General features: G+C 48.3%; 14 protein-coding genes. 4 read left to right on the top strand and 10 right to left on the bottom strand.

The window, feature by feature from the left end; translation table 11 throughout:
• Window positions 1–234: 234 nt before the first annotated feature.
• The 4 genes from ACFVRY_RS01160 to ACFVRY_RS01145 form a co-directional block, all read right to left on the bottom strand.
• Complete coding sequence (locus tag ACFVRY_RS01160; protein WP_066370813.1) at window positions 235–480, bottom strand: HPr family phosphocarrier protein; 246 nt, start codon at window positions 478–480, stop codon at window positions 235–237.
• Window positions 481–582: 102 nt separating this feature from the next.
• On the bottom strand, window positions 583–1,698 hold the full coding sequence (locus ACFVRY_RS01155) for an aminopeptidase (RefSeq protein ID WP_387496193.1): 1,116 nt from the start codon (window positions 1,696–1,698) through the stop codon (window positions 583–585).
• 97 nt (window positions 1,699–1,795) lie between these two features.
• The gene (locus tag ACFVRY_RS01150; protein WP_387496190.1) at window positions 1,796–2,668 is read right to left on the bottom strand and encodes a hypothetical protein; all 873 of its coding nucleotides are present in this window, start codon (window positions 2,666–2,668) and stop codon (window positions 1,796–1,798) included.
• A gap of 125 nt (window positions 2,669–2,793) precedes the next feature.
• A complete protein-coding gene (locus ACFVRY_RS01145; protein ID WP_387496187.1) occupies window positions 2,794–4,788 on the bottom strand; it encodes a sensor domain-containing diguanylate cyclase in 1,995 nt (664 codons plus the stop codon).
• 395 nt (window positions 4,789–5,183) lie between these two features.
• Between ACFVRY_RS01145 and rpsD the strand changes: the two genes are divergently transcribed.
• Both rpsD and ACFVRY_RS01135 read left to right on the top strand, forming a co-directional pair.
• Window positions 5,184–5,783 carry a 30S ribosomal protein S4 gene (rpsD, locus tag ACFVRY_RS01140; protein ID WP_066370830.1) on the top strand — a complete coding sequence of 200 codons (600 nt, stop codon included), beginning with the start codon at window positions 5,184–5,186 and terminating at the stop codon, window positions 5,781–5,783.
• A 341-nt stretch (window positions 5,784–6,124) separates the two neighbouring features.
• Window positions 6,125–9,070: a transglycosylase domain-containing protein gene (locus ACFVRY_RS01135; RefSeq protein ID WP_387496184.1), complete on the top strand. Its 2,946-nt coding sequence runs from the start codon at window positions 6,125–6,127 to the stop codon at window positions 9,068–9,070.
• Window positions 9,071–9,182: 112 nt separating this feature from the next.
• Here ACFVRY_RS01135 and acsA read toward each other — a convergent pair whose 3' ends face one another.
• A complete protein-coding gene (gene acsA, locus ACFVRY_RS01130; RefSeq protein WP_387496181.1) occupies window positions 9,183–10,907 on the bottom strand; it encodes an acetate--CoA ligase in 1,725 nt (574 codons plus the stop codon).
• A gap of 163 nt (window positions 10,908–11,070) precedes the next feature.
• Here acsA and ACFVRY_RS01125 point away from each other — a divergent pair, with 163 nt between their 5' ends.
• Window positions 11,071–11,703: a GNAT family N-acetyltransferase gene (locus ACFVRY_RS01125; protein WP_387496179.1), complete on the top strand. Its 633-nt coding sequence runs from the start codon at window positions 11,071–11,073 to the stop codon at window positions 11,701–11,703.
• 13 nt (window positions 11,704–11,716) lie between these two features.
• Here the strand turns inward: ACFVRY_RS01125 and ACFVRY_RS01120 are convergent, their stop codons facing one another.
• From ACFVRY_RS01120 to ACFVRY_RS01110, 3 genes are all read right to left on the bottom strand, one after another.
• Window positions 11,717–12,412, bottom strand: coding sequence for a 5'-methylthioadenosine/adenosylhomocysteine nucleosidase (locus tag ACFVRY_RS01120; RefSeq protein WP_387496177.1), 696 nt, complete (start codon window positions 12,410–12,412; stop codon window positions 11,717–11,719).
• Window positions 12,413–12,509: 97 nt separating this feature from the next.
• Window positions 12,510–13,520 carry a catabolite control protein A gene (gene ccpA, locus ACFVRY_RS01115; RefSeq protein WP_066370851.1) on the bottom strand — a complete coding sequence of 337 codons (1,011 nt, stop codon included), beginning with the start codon at window positions 13,518–13,520 and terminating at the stop codon, window positions 12,510–12,512.
• 294 nt (window positions 13,521–13,814) lie between these two features.
• The gene (locus ACFVRY_RS01110) at window positions 13,815–14,219 is read right to left on the bottom strand and encodes a hypothetical protein (RefSeq protein ID WP_387496175.1); all 405 of its coding nucleotides are present in this window, start codon (window positions 14,217–14,219) and stop codon (window positions 13,815–13,817) included.
• Window positions 14,220–14,476: 257 nt separating this feature from the next.
• Here ACFVRY_RS01110 and ACFVRY_RS01105 point away from each other — a divergent pair, with 257 nt between their 5' ends.
• Window positions 14,477–15,001 carry a type 1 glutamine amidotransferase domain-containing protein gene (locus ACFVRY_RS01105; protein WP_066370856.1) on the top strand — a complete coding sequence of 175 codons (525 nt, stop codon included), beginning with the start codon at window positions 14,477–14,479 and terminating at the stop codon, window positions 14,999–15,001.
• An 86-nt stretch (window positions 15,002–15,087) separates the two neighbouring features.
• On the opposite strand, the gene ACFVRY_RS01100 is transcribed toward ACFVRY_RS01105, so the two are convergent.
• Window positions 15,088–16,509, bottom strand: a complete 1,422-nt coding sequence (locus tag ACFVRY_RS01100) for a hypothetical protein (RefSeq protein WP_387496172.1) — start codon at window positions 16,507–16,509, stop codon at window positions 15,088–15,090.
• A gap of 1 nt (window position 16,510) precedes the next feature.
• Window positions 16,511–17,029 (bottom strand): RNA polymerase sigma factor, encoded by a 519-nt coding sequence (locus tag ACFVRY_RS01095; protein ID WP_387496170.1) that lies wholly within the window; start codon window positions 17,027–17,029, stop codon window positions 16,511–16,513.
• Window positions 17,030–17,660 lie beyond the last annotated feature (631 nt).

Raw genomic sequence — 17,660 nt, 5'->3', positions numbered from 1 at the left:
AAGTGGAGCCTGCTTTTTAGAAATATAAGAATATGTATAGATTGAACTTAGGATTCTCACATGGGTTTAGGTCGTCATTGCGGAGAAAGTTTGGACTTCCGGACGCTGTCGCTCCTACAGTTCCAAAATTCCCCTCCACTCCTCTTCCCTTTAGTTAAATTTTATAGTTTATTCTATACACATATAAAAAACGCCCCGCCGCTAACGGCAGGACGTCTTCAACCATCCATTATTTTACTCCGCGACTACTGAAAAGTTCAGACCGTGCTTCGCGAATACTTCACTCATTGCCTTCTTAGCTTCTTCAGCGTCCGTTCCATGGACATGAAGCTCATAGCTTTGGCTTGAAACCAAAGTAGTGAACAAACCAAGGATACTTTTAACATCAATGTACTTGTTGTCCGCTTGAAGAACGATGGAAGAGTTAAATTGGCTCGCCGTTTGGGCAATTTCCACGATTGCAGCATTGTTATTGGACATAGGAATCCCTCCGAAACTTATTATAAACTAAGTAATTACTAATCCATTCCATGATACCTTGAATCCGCTTACTCACGCAAGGAATTTTCTTGTTATTACATTTTATTTCAAGTTTTCTGGATTCAGACCTTCCAGCTCCGGAATGACAAAGATGCCATCCTTGCGGATCAGAACATCATCAAAGTAAATTTCTCCGCCGCCGTAATCCGGACGTTGAATTAGCACCAGATCCCAATGAATCGAGGAACGATTACCGTTATCCGTAACGTCATAGGCCTGACCTGGCGTGAAGTGCAGACTGCCGGCGATCTTCTCGTCGAACAGGATGTCCTTCATCGGGTGCAGAATGTACGGATTGAAGCCGATCGCGAACTCGCCAATATAACGCGCGCCCTCATCGGAATCGAGAATTTCGTTCAACCGGGCTGTATCGTTACTGGTAGCTTCTACAATTTTGCCGTTCTCGAAGGTGAACTTCACATTCTCAAACGTGACTCCATTGTAGATGGAAGCTGCATTGTAGCTAATTGTTCCGTTGACGGAATCGCGAACCGGGGCTGTATAAACCTCTCCGTCAGGAATATTCTTCTGCCCAGAGCATTTCTCTCCACCGATGCCTTTGATGGAGAAGGTAAGCTCCGTTTCTGGACCAGCAATGCGTACCTTGTCGGTTTTTTTCATAAGATCAGCCAGTGCGTCCTGCGCTCTGTCCATCTTGGCATAATCCAGATTACACACTTCGAAATAGAAGTCCTCGAATGCTTCTGTGCTCGTATTAGCAAGCTGAGCCATGCTGGCATTCGGATAACGCAGAACCACCCATTTGGTGTGCTTGACGCGCTGCTCGCTATGTACCGGGTGCGAATACAGGGAATTGTAGAGCTTCATATTTTCTTCAGGCACATCCGCCAAGTCATTAACATTCTCGCCGGCACGGATGCCAATATAGCAATCCATTTGCTTCATGCGGTTCAGATCAATCTCGGCCCAGGTCTGAAGACTTTCACGGGTTGCATATTTTAGCATGCTGCGCAGGACGGTACGGTCAGTCAATTGCACAAAAGCGTGACCTCCGGCTTTACCGACCTCCTCCACAACTGCTTTAATCAAATCTCTTTCGTTGCCAATCATTTCGACGAGCACGTTCTCGCCCGGCTGGACGTTCACGGAATAGCCTACAAGGTTTTCCGCCAGCTTTTGAATTCTGGAATCTTTCATTCTTTCTCTCTTCCTTCCTCTTCGAAGCGTAAATAAGCAAGCCTTACTATTGTAGCACGACCGTTATAGAGCGCAAGGCCTCATGTCATTTGCTGTCTTAACGATATCCATAGAAATTGACCTGGACTACCAAAGACTCTTGGTCCCCAGGTTTCTTCCCGTTGGCATAGCTAACGGTTCTGGTCCAGTCCAGCTTGCGGGGCAGATTCTGCTTCTTGTCCACAGTCAAATGATACACAGCCTTTACGTTAGCCTTGGCAAGCTGCCGCTCCATCTCATTGTTCTTCTTCTGCCATAGCGCCTCAATGGCCTTATCTGCTTTGGCCTGATTTCTATTCTTAGCCTTCACGCCGCTGTTAACAGGTCGGAGAGAATTCATTTCCTGTTCCAGTTCTCTCGACAGTAGCGCCCGCGCCGCTTCCGGGGTCAATTGTATTCGCAAAACCCTAGTGCCCCTGGCCGCACCAGTCTCTTCTGTAACCGTCTTGTCCACCTCTTTCAACTGCTCTAGCTGAAGCAGCGGGTTCAATCGGGGAAGCGGATTGTCTTGGTGGTTGCCGGAGGCTTTGGACAGCTCTTGCCACTGGCCCTCCCGTTTCTCAAGCTTACTGGAATAAGCCTTCTCGCCGGAATGAATATGTGTTGTCACACCATTTTTCTCCAGCTTCCGAATACCTTCTGTCGCGGCCGTTTTGGAAGTTCCTTTGTCTGGAAGCAGTGTGTACAGACTAAGCTGATTATGGTTCTCCATCTTACCTCCATAATACTGACTCAGCGCAGGCGTCGCCTCTCCCTCTCGAAGCAGCGCAGCTGATCCTTCGAAGCTGACCCCATCACTCCCGGCCATCCCAGCCAGCGCCAGCGATAAATCCTTTGGTGCCGGTTTATTGTTTACTTCCGTGCAGCCACTGCCCAGAATACCAACTAACATTACTGCGATCATTCCGCTATAAGCTATGCTTGTCCTCATGGTCTTATATCCTTTCATATTTGAAAGTGGATTGTTATCAGTAGTTAGGGTTCTCTCTGGCCCGCGGTCTTATGCCATTTATACAGAATTGTTCCTGATGCAAAAAGAATCCTTGAGGCAGGGCCTCAAGGATTCTTCAATCGTTCTTCCGATTTCTTCTTGTCCATCGCTACCCGATTACGACCACTGTTCTTTGCATCGTACAGGGCCATGTCGGCCCGGTAGAACAGCGACTCCACACTGACACGGTCATCCGTCCAGCTCCATTCAGCGATGCCACAGGAGACGGTGACGGCTGGTTCAGTCTCTTCCTGCACCCGTTTACGGATGCGCTCGGCCACATAAGCCGCCTGCTGCACGCCAAGCTGGGGGAGATAGACCGCCAACTCTTCACCGCCCCACCGGGCAGCTATATCGCCTTGGCGGATCGAGGATTTCACAATTTCACTGACCTGCTTCAGAATCTTGTCCCCTTGCTGATGGCCATAGGTATCGTTCACCATTTTGAACTGGTCGATATCTACCACGATCAGCGTTCCGCAGAAATCGGTAGTCTGCCTCTCCTGAATCACTTCGTCCAGATAATGCCGGGCATACAGACCGGTCAGGGTATCACGATTCGCTAAACGTCGTACCTCGGCATGCAGCCGGGCGTTGCCCACTGCAAGTCCAATATGACCCGCCATTGCTTGCAGCAATCTGTAGTTGTCATAAGAAAAATAGTGAGTCTCCCGGTGTGCCAGCATGATGGCACCACGGATCTCTCCGCCTACATATAGTGGTGTCGCAATCAGAGACTGTGAGCAGGTGGCCTCCATCAGTTTAGAGTTGACCTTCGGATTCTCCAGATAATCCGAGAGGATCAGAGACTCTCCAGTAGCATACACTTGGCCGCCGAGTCCTCCTCCTACATCCAAAATCTCATTCAGCAGCGGTGTATAGTTGCAGGCGATCACCTCAAGACCGCCTTTCTCTTCATTGAGATGCATGATGCAGCAGTAATCCGCCTCGAACATCTCCAGCAATTCCTCGAATGCAAATTGGAAAATGTCCCCGAGCCGCAGGCTCTGGTTCAACCGCTGAGTAAGTTCATTGCTCATGCGCAGCTCGCGAATGAGCTGGTTCGAGCGCTCATACAGCTTGGCATTCTCAAAAGCCGTTCCGGCCGTATCTGCCACCATGGAGAGAAACCGCACGTCAACATCGGGAAAATCCGGGTTATCCAGCACCATATGAAATACGCCGTATACCCCCTGTTTTCCACCGAGCGGAAGTCCAATCTCTACATAACGCCCGCCTTCTCCACTTGTATGAATAGCTACCCTGCCGTCTTTAAAAGCGATTGCACATACGTCGTCACTCGTCCAGAGCAGCGGCAGCGGCTTTACCTGCGGGTGACTGCTCCGGTGATCCTGTGACATGAACAAGTCCAGACGTGCACCCGGGTACATAGCAGAGATGCTGTTGATCACCTCGCTCAGCACTGCATCCACATCAATATTGTCATGCATCCGCTGGACGATCTGGAACAACAGGGAACGCCGGTTGCTCTCCCGCTCCGCATGCAAGTGAACTCCTGCCAAATCAGAGACAAATACATGCTCAAATTGGTGGTAAAAACATGTCCGGTAATGCTGCGCCATGGCTTCAGCAATATGCCTGCCTCCGGCTTCATATTGCGCTGTCGGCATCATACAGCCGAGCAGGGCGAAAATCTCCCCTCGAGTGCGCGTGACAACCGGGATCGTCAGGATGATCTTTTCTTCCCCATCCTCCTGGATGGAGAGGACCTCAGGGTGTCCGGAGGCAAGACTGTGCGCCCCCGTCTCCTCCCATACCACTCTCAGACGTTCCTGTTCTTCATTTATATTTTCTATCCATCTGGCTTCAAAATTCAGGACACACCACTCCCACTCAGCGGTAAATGGCAAGATAGCTTGTCCTCCCTGCCACTCATGGAAGCTGCCTATAATCAGATCGGCTGCATAAGGGAGATCGTGGGATACGATATCTGTGTCCCTTAGCCAGGCGGCAGGATCTTGCGAATCTCCACCTGATTGCACATTATCCTGTAAGAGCATACGATTGCTGCGGTGACCGCATGCTTCTTGTTCTGACATAAAGAGAATCCCCTTTGCAAATCAATTAAAATACGTACTTTCCGGTAACTTCTAAGTGGTTATATTTTACTCTCTTTTTCTCGGTAATGCATTATATTTTCCAGATTTCCGGGATTTTTTTTAGGACCAGAGAACTATCGACAAAGATTGACAAATTCACTTTTAATCTCTACTTGACTTTACCTGTTATTTTCATATAATATTTATTGTTGAACAAGACCGTAATGGTCTTTTACTTGGGCGTAACGTTGTGTCACCCTCACGCTTTTCGTTACTGTCGGGGCAGCGGCTGAACTTCCCGGGCAGTGTGGACCTATTAAACCTCCACTACATACGTTAAGCGGCGCAAATAGGCCCTAACCTGAAATTTCAATTATAAAGGAGTCTACTATAACATGGCACGTTACACCGGACCTAAATTCAAACTCAGCCGCCGTCTGGGCATTTCCCTTAGCGGTACAGGCAAAGACCTGAAACGCCCATTCCCACCAGGACAACACGGCGCTAACCAACGCAGAAAAGTAAGTAACTACGGAATGCAGCTTTTGGAAAAACAAAAACTGCGTCACATGTACGGCTTGGGCGAAAAGCAGTTTAAAACTCTTTTCACCAAAGCACAAAAGCTTCCAGGTATCGCGGGCGAAAACTTCATGTTCTTGCTTGAAAGCCGCCTGGACAACCTCGTTTACCGTCTTGGTTTTGCTAACTCCCGTGCTGGTGCACGTCAGTTGGTATCCCACGGTCACGTAACTGTTAACGGCAAAAAAGTTGACATCGCTTCTTACCGTTTGGAACTGGGCGACGTAATCGGTCTTCGTGAAAGAAGCCAAGGCTTGACTTCCATCAAGGAAGCTCTTGCTAACCGTTCCCACCTTCCTGGTTACCTGGAATATTCCGACGCTTCTTTCGAAGGTAAATTCATTCGTTTGCCAGAGCGTGCTGAACTGTCCCAGGATATCGATGAGAAACAAATCGTCGAGTTCTACAACCGTTAATATTTCGCTTACGGCGAGTATGCTGAAAGCCTCCGGATTTATCCGGGGGCTTTTTGTTATCTTAGGGAACCCGACGATCCCTATGTTTTAAGCACACACCTTGTTTTATGATCCTATCTTCTGTCTGCTCTCCTGTATTCGCTCCTCTCCTTAGACCAATGTCAGTTTCGCAAATTCCCATCTTCCCCACTTGTATTACACCACCCACCTGCACCGTAACATCAAATTTTGTATCCTTTAGCTTCGCTTTGTTCAGCTTCCGAAAACAGGTTACAACGGGAACGCATTCAAAATCGTCAATTTGTGCTATAATAGTTCCGTTAAAAGGAGGATTATCGTCGATGGTTGAGGAGAACAAGAAAAAAAACGCTAAGAAGCGTCCCGCCCGCAGATCCTGGCTTCGTAGATTTGGTTCTGTTGTGAAATGGATGTTCATTCTCGGCGTATTGGGTATTCTGTTTGCCGGAGGTGCGATGGCCGGTTACATTACATCAATCGTGAAAAGTGACCCGGTTCGCTCCGAGCAGTTTATCCAGCAGCAAGTCAGCCAGAATGCTATCACCGGATTTGCCTATTTCCGTGACGGCTCACCGATCGGCCAGCTTCGCACAGAAGAAGACCGAAGGCTGGTTGAGTACAATAATATTCCCCAGATTGTGATTGATGCGGTCCTCGCGATCGAGGATAATAATTTCTACCAACATAAAGGAATAGATCTCAACGGTACTCTACGTGCCATCAAGCAGAAGCTGCTGAACGAATCCGTTCAGACGGGTGGCAGTACGCTGACCCAGCAGCTGGCTAGACGCGTATTCCTTAATCTGGACAAAACAGAAGATCGCAAAGTTAAGGAAATTCTGCTCTCGCTGCGATTGGAGCGTTTCCTGTCCAAACAAGAAATTATAACAGCTTATCTTAATAAAGTACCATTTGGCAACGGGTCCAACGGATACAACGTATACGGGATCAAAGCCGCAGCCAAGGGAATATTCGGTCAGGATAATCTGGATAAGTTGAATATAGCTCAGGCAGCTTATTTGGCGGGACTTCCGCAGCTTCCTTCTGCCTATTCCGCATTCAGCGGCACTGGCGAGTTCAACGAAACTGCATTTAACCGGGCTATGGACCGTCAGCGGCTTGTACTGCGCCGTATGCTTGAGGAGAACAAGATTACAAACTCCCAGTATGAAGAAGCGCTGACCTTTGACATCAAGGGCTCACTTGCTCCGTATACTAAGAAGGCTTATGCTACCTACCCGTACCTGATGCTGGAGACTGAACGCAAGGCTTCGGAGATCCTTCTGTCACTGAATCAGAACAAGACGGATAACACAGGCACAAGCAAGACCCCAACAGACAACAAACAGCTTCTGGAAGCAGCAAGACAACAACTGATGACTGGTGGGTACCGCGTCTACACTACCATTGACAAGAAGGTCTACAGCGCGATGCATAGCATCTCCGAGGATAGTTCCAACTTCACCAAGGATAGTAAAACCAAGGGAGTCGAACAGACCGCGGGGATGATGATCGATAACAAGACCGGGGCCATCCTGGGGATGATCGAAGGACGCGATTTCAACATTGAGCAGATGAACTATGCTACACAGATGGTTCGTCAACCGGGGTCCACCATGAAGCCAATCGCTGCTTATCTGCCGGCTCTGGACGCCGGTTTGATTCAGCCAGCAGGGATACTGGATGATGCTCCGATTATTTTAAAAGATGGCGGGAAAGGCTTCCACATTCCCAAGAATGCTAATAATCGTTATCAGGGCCTTGTCACTGCCCGATATGCACTCAATAAATCGCTCAACCTGCCGGCCCTGAAGCTCTTCAATGAGAAGGTCGGAATTGATAATGCCTGGGCTTTTGCGAAGAAGCTTGGGATTACAACGATTCAGGAACAGGATTATAGTGCCAAAACAGGGGTTCTCGGCGGATTGCGCTATGGTGTATCGGTCGAAGAATTGACCAATGCCTATTCGGCAATCGGCAACAAGGGTGCTTTTAACGATGCCTATATGATCGATAAAATCGTCGATTCGGAAGGCAAAATCGTCTATCAACATAAGGTTAATCCCGAACAGGTATTTTCCGAGCAGACTGCTTATCTTATGACGGATATGCTGCGTACTGTGATTACAGACGGAACGGCCAGCACCGTCAAAAGCAAATACAAGCATTTCAAAGATATTCCGATCGTCGGCAAAACCGGCTCCACGCAAAATTATGCGGATGTTTGGTTTATGGGCTACACGCCTGATGTAACACTCGGAATGTGGGTCGGCTACAAAGAGCAGATTAACACACTGCAAGGCGACACTCAGAGGCGTCAGGCGCAATCCTTGTGGGCCAAGGTCATGAATGCGGTCATTGACAAACAACCTGATCTGTTCGTCACTGATAAATTTACACAGCCGGAAGGCATTGTGAAGAAAACAGTGTCTGCATATAGCGGCAAGCTGCCGACCAGCCTGACGGACCGGTTCAATACCGATTTATTCAATGCCAAATATGTGCCGACCACCAGCGATGACGGCATTTCCAAAGCCAGATATATCACCTATAATGGCGTCAACTATATTCCACATGATGGGACGCCTAATGATTTCCTGAAAGAAAAAATTGTTGTGAAACGCGAAAAGCCAATTCAAAATTTGGTTAAAGAACTGCTGGCTGCTTTCACAAAAATGAAAGATCATGAATCGCTGTCTTATTACATGCCAGCGGATGCGAAGAGCGATGTGCCAACTGAGGTAGATCCGCGTGTAGATGATGGCAATCCGCCAACCCCTCCGGGGAATGTCAATGTGTCTTACAGCACTGGCAAAGCAGTAATTTCCTTCACACCAAGCGGTTCACCGGATGTTGTAGGCTATCGCCTGTACCGTTCATTGAACGGCGGCTCCTTCCAGAAGCAGGCAGTACTCTCAGTAGGTGAAGGCACTGTATTCCAGTCAAGCACACCGGCTGGTGCCAATGCTTCCTTCTATGTCACTGCAGTAGACGTAGGCGGACATGAGACAGCTTCGGGTACTATTGCTGGCGGTCCGATCGCTACACCGGAACCGACGGATCTGCCTGAATCCCCGGATAACGGCAGTGAGCCTACTCCAGGCTCCGATAATCCGGAGGTAGGCAGTCCGGATGACCCCGGTGTGATTTTACAGCCACCGGGAAGTACGGACGTCCCACCCGCGGGAGGCACCAATACGGGGAATAATAGCGGAGCCAACTCCGCGGGCGGAACCGGCGCCAATACGGGTAGCGTGGCTACTCACTAAAGACCTCACTGCTTTTGCACCTGCTTTAATTACGGCAAGCCTTTCAGAGCATACCAAAAACACCGTTCCTGATTTCCAAAGGAGCGGTGTTTTGATGTGCAGCCAATATGTCCTAATCCTCGATCGTTGACAAGTCACCTGTGGGAAGATGTAGCTCCCAGGCTTTGAGCACCCGACGCATGATTTTGCCAGATCGGGTCTTGGGCAGCTTCTCCTTGAACTCGATCTCACGCGGCGCTGCGTGGGCTGAGAGCCCCGCTTTGACGAAAGCCGCGATTTCCTCCTTCAACGCCGCTGTAGGCTCGTAGCCTTCGCGCAGAGAGATGAAAGCCTTGATGATCTCGCCTCGTGTCACATCCGGCTTGCCGATGACACCAGCTTCCGCTACCGCCGGGTGCTCCACCAGCTTGCTCTCCACTTCGAACGGGCCGATCCGCTCACCCGACGAGTTGATGACATCGTCAATCCGGCCCTGAAACCAGAAATAGCCCTCCTCGTCCATGTAAGCCGAGTCTCCCGAGATGTACCAGCCCGGAATACGGAAGTATTCCTCATACTTGGCCTGATTGTTCCAAATGGTACTCATCATGGACGGCCAGGATGTCTTGATCGCCAGATTCCCCATCGAATACGGCGGCAGCACATTGCCTTTGTCATCCAGAATAGCAGCCTCTATGCCTGGCAATGGACGGCCCATCGAGCCTGGCTTGATGTCCATGGCCGGGTAGTTGCAAATCAATTGTGCGCCGGTCTCCGTCATCCACCAGGTGTCGTGAATACGCTGATTGTAGAACTTGTCGCCCCAGCGTACCACTTCTGGATTCAGCGGCTCCCCGACAGATAGAACATGGCGCAAACTGCTTAGATCAATGTCCTGCAGGAGGCTCTCGCCGGCTCCCATCAGCATGCGGAAAGCCGTAGGCGCACTGTACCATACCGTGACAGCATTGCGTTCAATCGTCTTATACCAGTCCTGCGGACTAAAGCGGCCGCCCCGGACCACATTCGTCACTCCGTTCAGCCATGGAGCAAAAATCCCGTACGACGTGCCTGTAACCCACCCGGGGTCTGCGGTACACCAGTAGATGTCGTCTGGACGCAAATCTAGCACTACCTGACCTGTATAATAATGTTGGATCATTGCTCGTTGTACATGGTAGACCCCTTTGGGCTTGCCCGTAGAGCCTGAAGTATAGTGCATAATCAAGCCATCATCCAGCGTTAGCCATTCCGGTTCCAGCTCCGGTGATGCTTGGGACATTTCTTCCTCATAGCGCAAGGTTCCCTCATAAGCATCCGTGCTGTCTCCCACCAGAATAATATGGCGCAAGCCCGGAAGTTCCTCCCGTTTCACCCGGTGAAGCAGACTGGGAGTTGTTACCAACGCTACGGCTCCGCTGTCTTCAAGCCGGTCCTTGACCGCCGTCTCCATAAACGCTTCAAAGAGCGGACCCACTACGGCTCCGACTTTTAAAATACCCAGCAGACTGAAGTACAGCTCCGGCTGGCGCGGCATAAAAATAAACACCCTGTCCCCTTTGCCGATTCCGTACTTCCGTAGCACATTTCCAAACCGATTAGATCGCTCCCGTAGATCAGCAAAGGTATACCTTTCCGCGCGTACAGCATCGCTATAGAGCAGCGCTGTGGCGTTTCCCCGTCCTTCCTGCACATGCCGATCCACCGCTTCATGGGCCATGTTGACCTTGCCTGTCTCGAACCAGGAGAACTGTCTGTGCACATCCTCCCAGCGAAAATCGGCTACTGCCCGGGCATAATCCGGCATATTGGAGCTTTGTACACGCCCCGGCAAAATTTCGCTGTGAACTTGACCCATCACTCTTGCCTCCCTCACTTCTTTGAATTAAGCTTTAAGGGTAAGACTTCTTTCATAATTAATGATGTCAATGCAGCATTTGTGAATATTTTATGTCTGAATCAGTATATCATAGCAAACGGTTACATTCCATATTTTATAATGTTTTTGAAAGGAGTCGGTTATGGAGCACCGCAAGATTCCGGTTAGCCATTCCCTAGATTATAACGGCAGAACACTAACTGTTAACGGTCCCCTATCGCCTGAAGCTATCAAAGAGCTCGACATCCACCGTGATCTGGATGCTTTTCGCAAGCCTTCGGAGCAGCTAGAAGCATTAATCGAAATTTCTGGACTGCCTGAAGGACGTATTGTTGCTGCAGTAGATCAAGGAGTTATCATAGGTTATGTAACTTTTCATTATCCTGACGAAATGGAACTGTGGTCTCAGGGCGGTATGAAAGATCTTGTCGAACTGGGGGCAGTTGAGGTTGCCGACGAATATCGTGGAGCCGGTCTTGGCAGGCTGATGATTTCCACCGCTTTTGAAGGGGAGCAACTGGAGAACTGCATTGTGTTCACTACAGAATATTATTGGCATTGGGATTTGAAAGGTAGCGGGCTGGATGTGTGGGGCTACCGGCAGATGATGGAGAGGCTGATGAAAACCGTAGATATGGTGTGGTATGCGACAGATGATCCAGAAATTTGTTCCCATCCGGCCAATTGCCTCATGGTGCGCATTGGCCGGGAGGTACCGATGTCCTCACAGGAAACCTTTGACCGCGTCCGTTTCAGACAGCGGTTCATGTATTAAGGGAGAGTAGAAATTACAGGGCTTGCAGCATTTGTGCCAGGATAGCATGAGAGCGCTGAGAAGCTTCAATGGTAAACTCTTTATAGTTAACCTCTGCAGAGCCATCGGCACGGTCAGACATGGAGCGGATAACAACAAAAGGTGTATCGTTCATGAAGCAAACCTGAGCAACCGCCGCTCCTTCCATCTCAACACAAGCGCCATCCATTTCTTGTCTCAGCGAAGCTACTACCTCTCTGCTGGCAATAAATTGATCCCCGGACAATACTTTGCCGATCTCGTAGTGGCATTTCAGCTCACGGCAAGACTTTTCAGCCAGTGCAATCAAGCCAGCATCCGCAGGGAATGAGGATACTTCCTGATCCGGGATGATCCCTCTTTGATAACCAAGCGGTGTGACATCCATGTCATGCTGCATACATTCCGAAGAGATCACAATATCTCCGATGTTCAGATCTGGGTGTACTGCACCGGCTACGCCTGTGAACAGGACTTTGGATACCCCGAAGGAATCATGCAGGATTTGTGTGGTTACTGCCGCATTGACTTTGCCGATTCCCGATCTACACAGAACTACAGATTTGTTGAAAATAGTACCCACGTGGTAGCTGATGCCTGCTTTGACCACTGTTTCACTGTCTTTAATTTCTTTCAACATCAACTCAATTTCTTCATCCATAGCCCCGATAATTCCGATAACTTCACTCATATGTAGATTCCTCCCGTAGTTCTATAAATTTTATAGTGTATAAAGCATAAAAAGCTCCAGAGGGAGCTTTCCATGCTATGAATATCCAAATCCGTAATTACTTATTCAGATGATTAACAGACAGCCGGAGAATCGTCTCATGCGGCAAAATAACACGGGCGTTCTCTACAGTCTCTTTCTTCATAAGCTTCGTTAAAAGTCTCATTGCTACCGCCCCCAGGTCATACATCGGCTGAGCTACGGTTGTTAGCAACGGACGGACCATGGAGGCCATCCGAATGTTGTCGACACTGATGATAGAGAAATCGTCAGGGACTTTCAGACCTTCGTCCTGAATACTATGAATGGCACCAATCGCCATTTCATCCGTTGCAGCAAAGATTGCGGTCGGCTTCTTCTTCAGTCCGAGGAAATACTTCATAGCCTCGACACCGGATTCGTAGCGGTAGTTACCAATACGTACCAGATCCTCCTGATACTCAATGCCAGCTGCTTCCAAGGCCTTCTTGTACCCCTGGAATCGAGCATAACCGTTGGCCGGGTCCTGCAGAGTGCCACTGATCATAGCAATCTCACGGTGTCCATGTCGGATCAAGGTGTTCACTGCGTCGAACGCTGCCGTTTCGTGGTCGATATCCACAGATGGATATGTGCCCTTCTCGTCACGGGTTGCACAGAGTACAATTGGCACAGCAGAAGTCTGGAATGCCTGAATATGCTCATCTGTTACTGTACCGCCCATGAAAAGTAGCCCGTCCACTTGTTTCTCAAGCAACGTGTTAATAACACGAATTTCCTTCTCTTTACGCTTGTCCGCGTTACAGAGAATGATGTTGTAGTGATACATGTTGGCAATATCTTCAATCCCGCGTGCAATTTCTGCAAATATCGAGTTGGAAATATCAGGAATGACGACACCGACAGTTGTCGTTTTCTTACTGGCAAGTCCTCTTGCCACGGCATTTGGACGATAGCCCAAACGTTCAATCGCTTCAAACACTTTCTTCCGGGTCTGCGGTTTCACGTTGGGGTTATTGTTCACAACCCGTGATACCGTAGCCATAGATACGCCTGCTTCTCGCGCTACATCGTAAATGGTTACCGTCAAATTACTCTCTCCATTGCGATAAATTTTATCGTTCGACTAATTAAAATTATGATACGACACTTTGTACATTTGTGCAATGATAACGCTTCATTTTCCTTTCAAAAATCTTTTCATAGCGGAAGGTTATCCCGGAACGCATACTACCTGCGTCCCTATTAGTGCAATCATGTAACCTCTTTCTATCGTAACAAAAAGTGCATGAAAAATCCAACTTTCGTGAAAAATTTTCATTGATTTTGCAGAAAAATTTCTTGAAAACAAGAAAACATCCACTGAGCATCCTTTTCCTGTAACTTATTTGGCAATTTGTGTCGATCGCAAGGTTAATTGTGATAATCGTTCACCTGTTTCCTGCATCCATTCAGCATCCCCGGAGTCTCCGGCGAACCTATAAGTATCCAGCAAAAGATCAATTCGACCCTGGAGCGTCTTGCGGATCTCCGCTTCAAGTTCCGGTAGGCTGTCACCACTAAATTTAGAGAATGTCTCTTTAAGCACAAAGGCCCACTCACTGCAATCCGTCAAGGAAACCTTACTGCCCGCAATCCCCTCTCTACCCAATTGCTGCACTAGTTCGCCCAAAGCCGGCTTGATGGCCAATAGCGGTTCATAACGTGAACAGCTCTCACAGGTATACACGGGGACGTCTGTGATTTTGATCTTTGTGTTGTACACTAGCGTGTGCATATGTATGGTCATGTCACCGCCGCAATTGCATGCTTTTTCCAATACGTCATCTTTCCACATCTGCCACACCTCAAGCATAAATTAAAAAGCACGCAGGTTCCGACTTTTTATTTCTATATTCGACTTCGCTCTACAGAATCCTTCTCATTTGCATATAATGATTTATTTGGCAATTGAACTATCCATATCCATCGCTTATGTGACTTAAAATTTTAAATTTGATAGAATAAAGAAGAATAGATGATGGATGCAGGAAGGAGACCCCAATAATGAGACTCGACGGCAAGAAGGTCATTGCATTAGTGGATGATGAATTTGAGGATTTAGAGCTTTGGTACCCTGTCTACAGGGTGCGGGAGGAAGGCGCGGAGGTTCATCTGGCCGGACTTGAAAAAGACAAGACCTACATCGGCAAATATGGCGTTCCCGCCAAAGCCGAATATTCCTGGGACGAGCTTGACGCCGCCGATTATGACGGCATTCTGGTTCCGGGCGGCTGGGCGCCCGATAAAATCCGCCGCTACAGCAAAGTGCTGAAGCTCGTGCAGGATTTCCATGCAGCCAAGAAACCGATCGGGCAGATTTGCCACGCCGGCTGGGTGCTCATTTCAGCAAAAATCCTGGAGGGTGTGACCGTTACTTCCACTCCCGGAATCCGCGATGATATGGAGAATGCAGGCGCCATCTGGAAAGACGAGCCTGTTGTGACGGACGGACATATTATCTCCGCACGTCGTCCGCCTGATTTGCCACCATACGGCAAAGCCTTTTGTGACGCGCTGGCTGGGGAATAAGGCCTGACCGTCAATAAGAATACATAGCAGGCCCTGCTCTCAAGTTTCTCTTGAGGAATAGGGCCTGCTATTCTTTTCAGCATCAATCAGCGCAGCGGGATGGTCTTTACGTCCTTAATGGCGTTCGGATAGCTGTCCAGGGTAAAGGTCAACGGCTGCGGGAGTTTGTCTTTCCCTATAAAATACAAATTATTACCAGCCACTGTCGGTCCATCCTTTTGGGGTATCAACAAATCATTAAGGTTAAATTGGTTAGGGGATTGATCATATTCATGTATTCCTCCCTTACCATCCTTGAATAAGATGTTCAATACTAAATTACCGTCACTGTTTAATTTATTAGTATCTGTCCAATGACGCTTCAATACGATTACCCTATGCCCATCGGAAGCCTCTTCTACGTTTACTGTGAGGGTATCATCAGGAGCCTTCATAATTTGCTGCTTATCTGTGTCAATAATTAATTCTCTTTTCGAAGACTCCAAGGCGTAGATTCCATCAACAGTCAGACGCAGCGGCGCTTTAGGCTTGGTGCTATCATTTTTGAATACGTTGAATGTTCTCCCCTCTTTCTGGACTTGCTTCGGTAGATAGAACCCTTCGGAATCCCTGTCATCTCCTAACAAAATTCGCGGCTTAAGCATTCCGAAAATGTCTTGTGTATTGTTTTTATTATAGGCTGTTTCCAAATAGATGCCGGTACTACCCGTATACATCTGCTTGAGATCTATCGTTTGCCCTGCAACTACTAATGCTCGATTGAGTGTAATGGATTGCCCAGCCTCTTCCATGGCTTTCTTGTCTAGTCTGATGGGTACGGATAGATTTATAAGCTCCTCCGGATTTGCAGAATACGAATTGTCTCCGGCGTTCGTGGAAACCGCAAGCAGGACCTCCACCTCTTCCGGCAAATCCTTAGCTTCACCTCCCCATGTCAGGCGCGTTATATTCATTGTGCTGCCTAACTCGAGTTTCTCGCGCATTTCAATTACCTCTGAACCTTTAATCGTCCCCGTATTATCTGTTAATGACAGATGATCGACCCGCGTTGTGTGTTCTGTTTTGTTGTCTACCGAATACAGAATAATGATTCCCATCTCATCGGCTATCATGCCATCAACGGTCAGCACATGCCCCTCCTTCTCCATAGAAGAGACACCTACCTGTTTCATCAACCTCGCCTCATAAGCCGACCATACTGTCGTATCCTGAATTACTAAGGGAAGATATGCTTCCAATCGACTCATCTTCGAAAAAGGCTTTAGGGCATTCCGCAGCCCGCTCCCTTCCCCCATCCATGATCCCGCAGAAACTAGCAAGAGCACTGTAATTACCACAGCAGTTGTGGCTGTCCACAAGCGCTTTTTCCATAACTTCCTGACATGTTGTGACCCCCTGTTTAGGGCAAGATGAACATTCGCATGAATCCGAGACTCCGGTACCCGTTCCGCTTCCAATGACAACTCGTTAAAATAATCTTCAAGAAGTTTCTCCTCGCGCAGAGACATATCATGCATCCCCCTTATTTTTCATCTTGCCACGCAAATGCTTCAGACCTTTGTTCAGCCAGGTTTTAATCGTGCCCTCCGGCCGATCCAATACTTCCGCGATCTCTGTTACGGTCATGTCCCTGTAATACTTAAGTACAAGAACCTGCCGGTATTTTGGCTTCATCCCATCTAATGCCAATTCCATATCCAGCCTAAGATCACTTTTCATTTCCATCATGTCGCTAACCGATCCTGTAGGCTTCACGGTCAGCACCCGTTTTCTCCGTTTAAGCTCATCATTACAGCAATTGATGACTATCCGAATGAGCCAAGGGGTGAACCGTGCCGGATCTTTCAGACTCCTGCGTTTGATCCATGCCCGGCAGGTAGCCTCTTGCAGCACTTCAAGTGCATCCACTTCACTTCGCAAATAGCTGTAGGCTATACTGTAAAGAAGTCTTTGTTGCTCCTTCACCATTAGCATGAACGCTTCCGCTTCGCTTGTATCCACTGTTTTAGCTTTCATAATACTCTCCATTGCCCGGCGCTCCTCCCTCCATGCAGAATTTTCGCCACGCCTTCTGCATTGTGTTCTCCTATGTAATGACTGTGCTAGGCCACAAACGGTTTTTCTATTTGGAAAAATAAACCTTTAATCAATATAAACAGGGGATTGTTCCAAAAGCGAACGCTCCCCTTCAAGCAAGACAGCAAAAAAATAAATGCCCCTTGAACAGAGTTAATCCTAGACGAAAACGCTCCTTTCACGCTAAACAGATATAATTATAACCCCCACTACTCCAAGGGGAACTTTATCATACTAATTCAAAAAGTGGATGCGGTAGAGCAGGTACCAGTTCAAACGCAAGACCAGAAGCTCAGGAACTGCAAATGGAACGAGACCTTGAACCGCCGTGCGCATGTCGTGCAGCATGATGGACTGATCAGAGCCCGGTTTAGTTCCTCACGCTCTAGCTTGGAAGCTTGGCTCTGATTTAACAGGAAAATGTACCGTTAATTCTCCTCTTTCAAAGGTTTTACTCGAATTAAAGGGAAATTCTCCAGTTATTCTTCCTCTTATAAGAGAATCGAGGGGGATTCTATAGAATAACGGGTGTTTTTCCAGTTATTTTTGGAAACACTTCTTTTTCCGAATCAATAACGGGAGT

This window comes from Paenibacillus sp. NPDC057934, assembly GCF_042887565.1.
Lineage (GTDB): Bacteria > Bacillota > Bacilli > Paenibacillales > Paenibacillaceae > Paenibacillus_AQ.
This window is presented reverse-complemented; position numbering and strand designations above follow the sequence as displayed.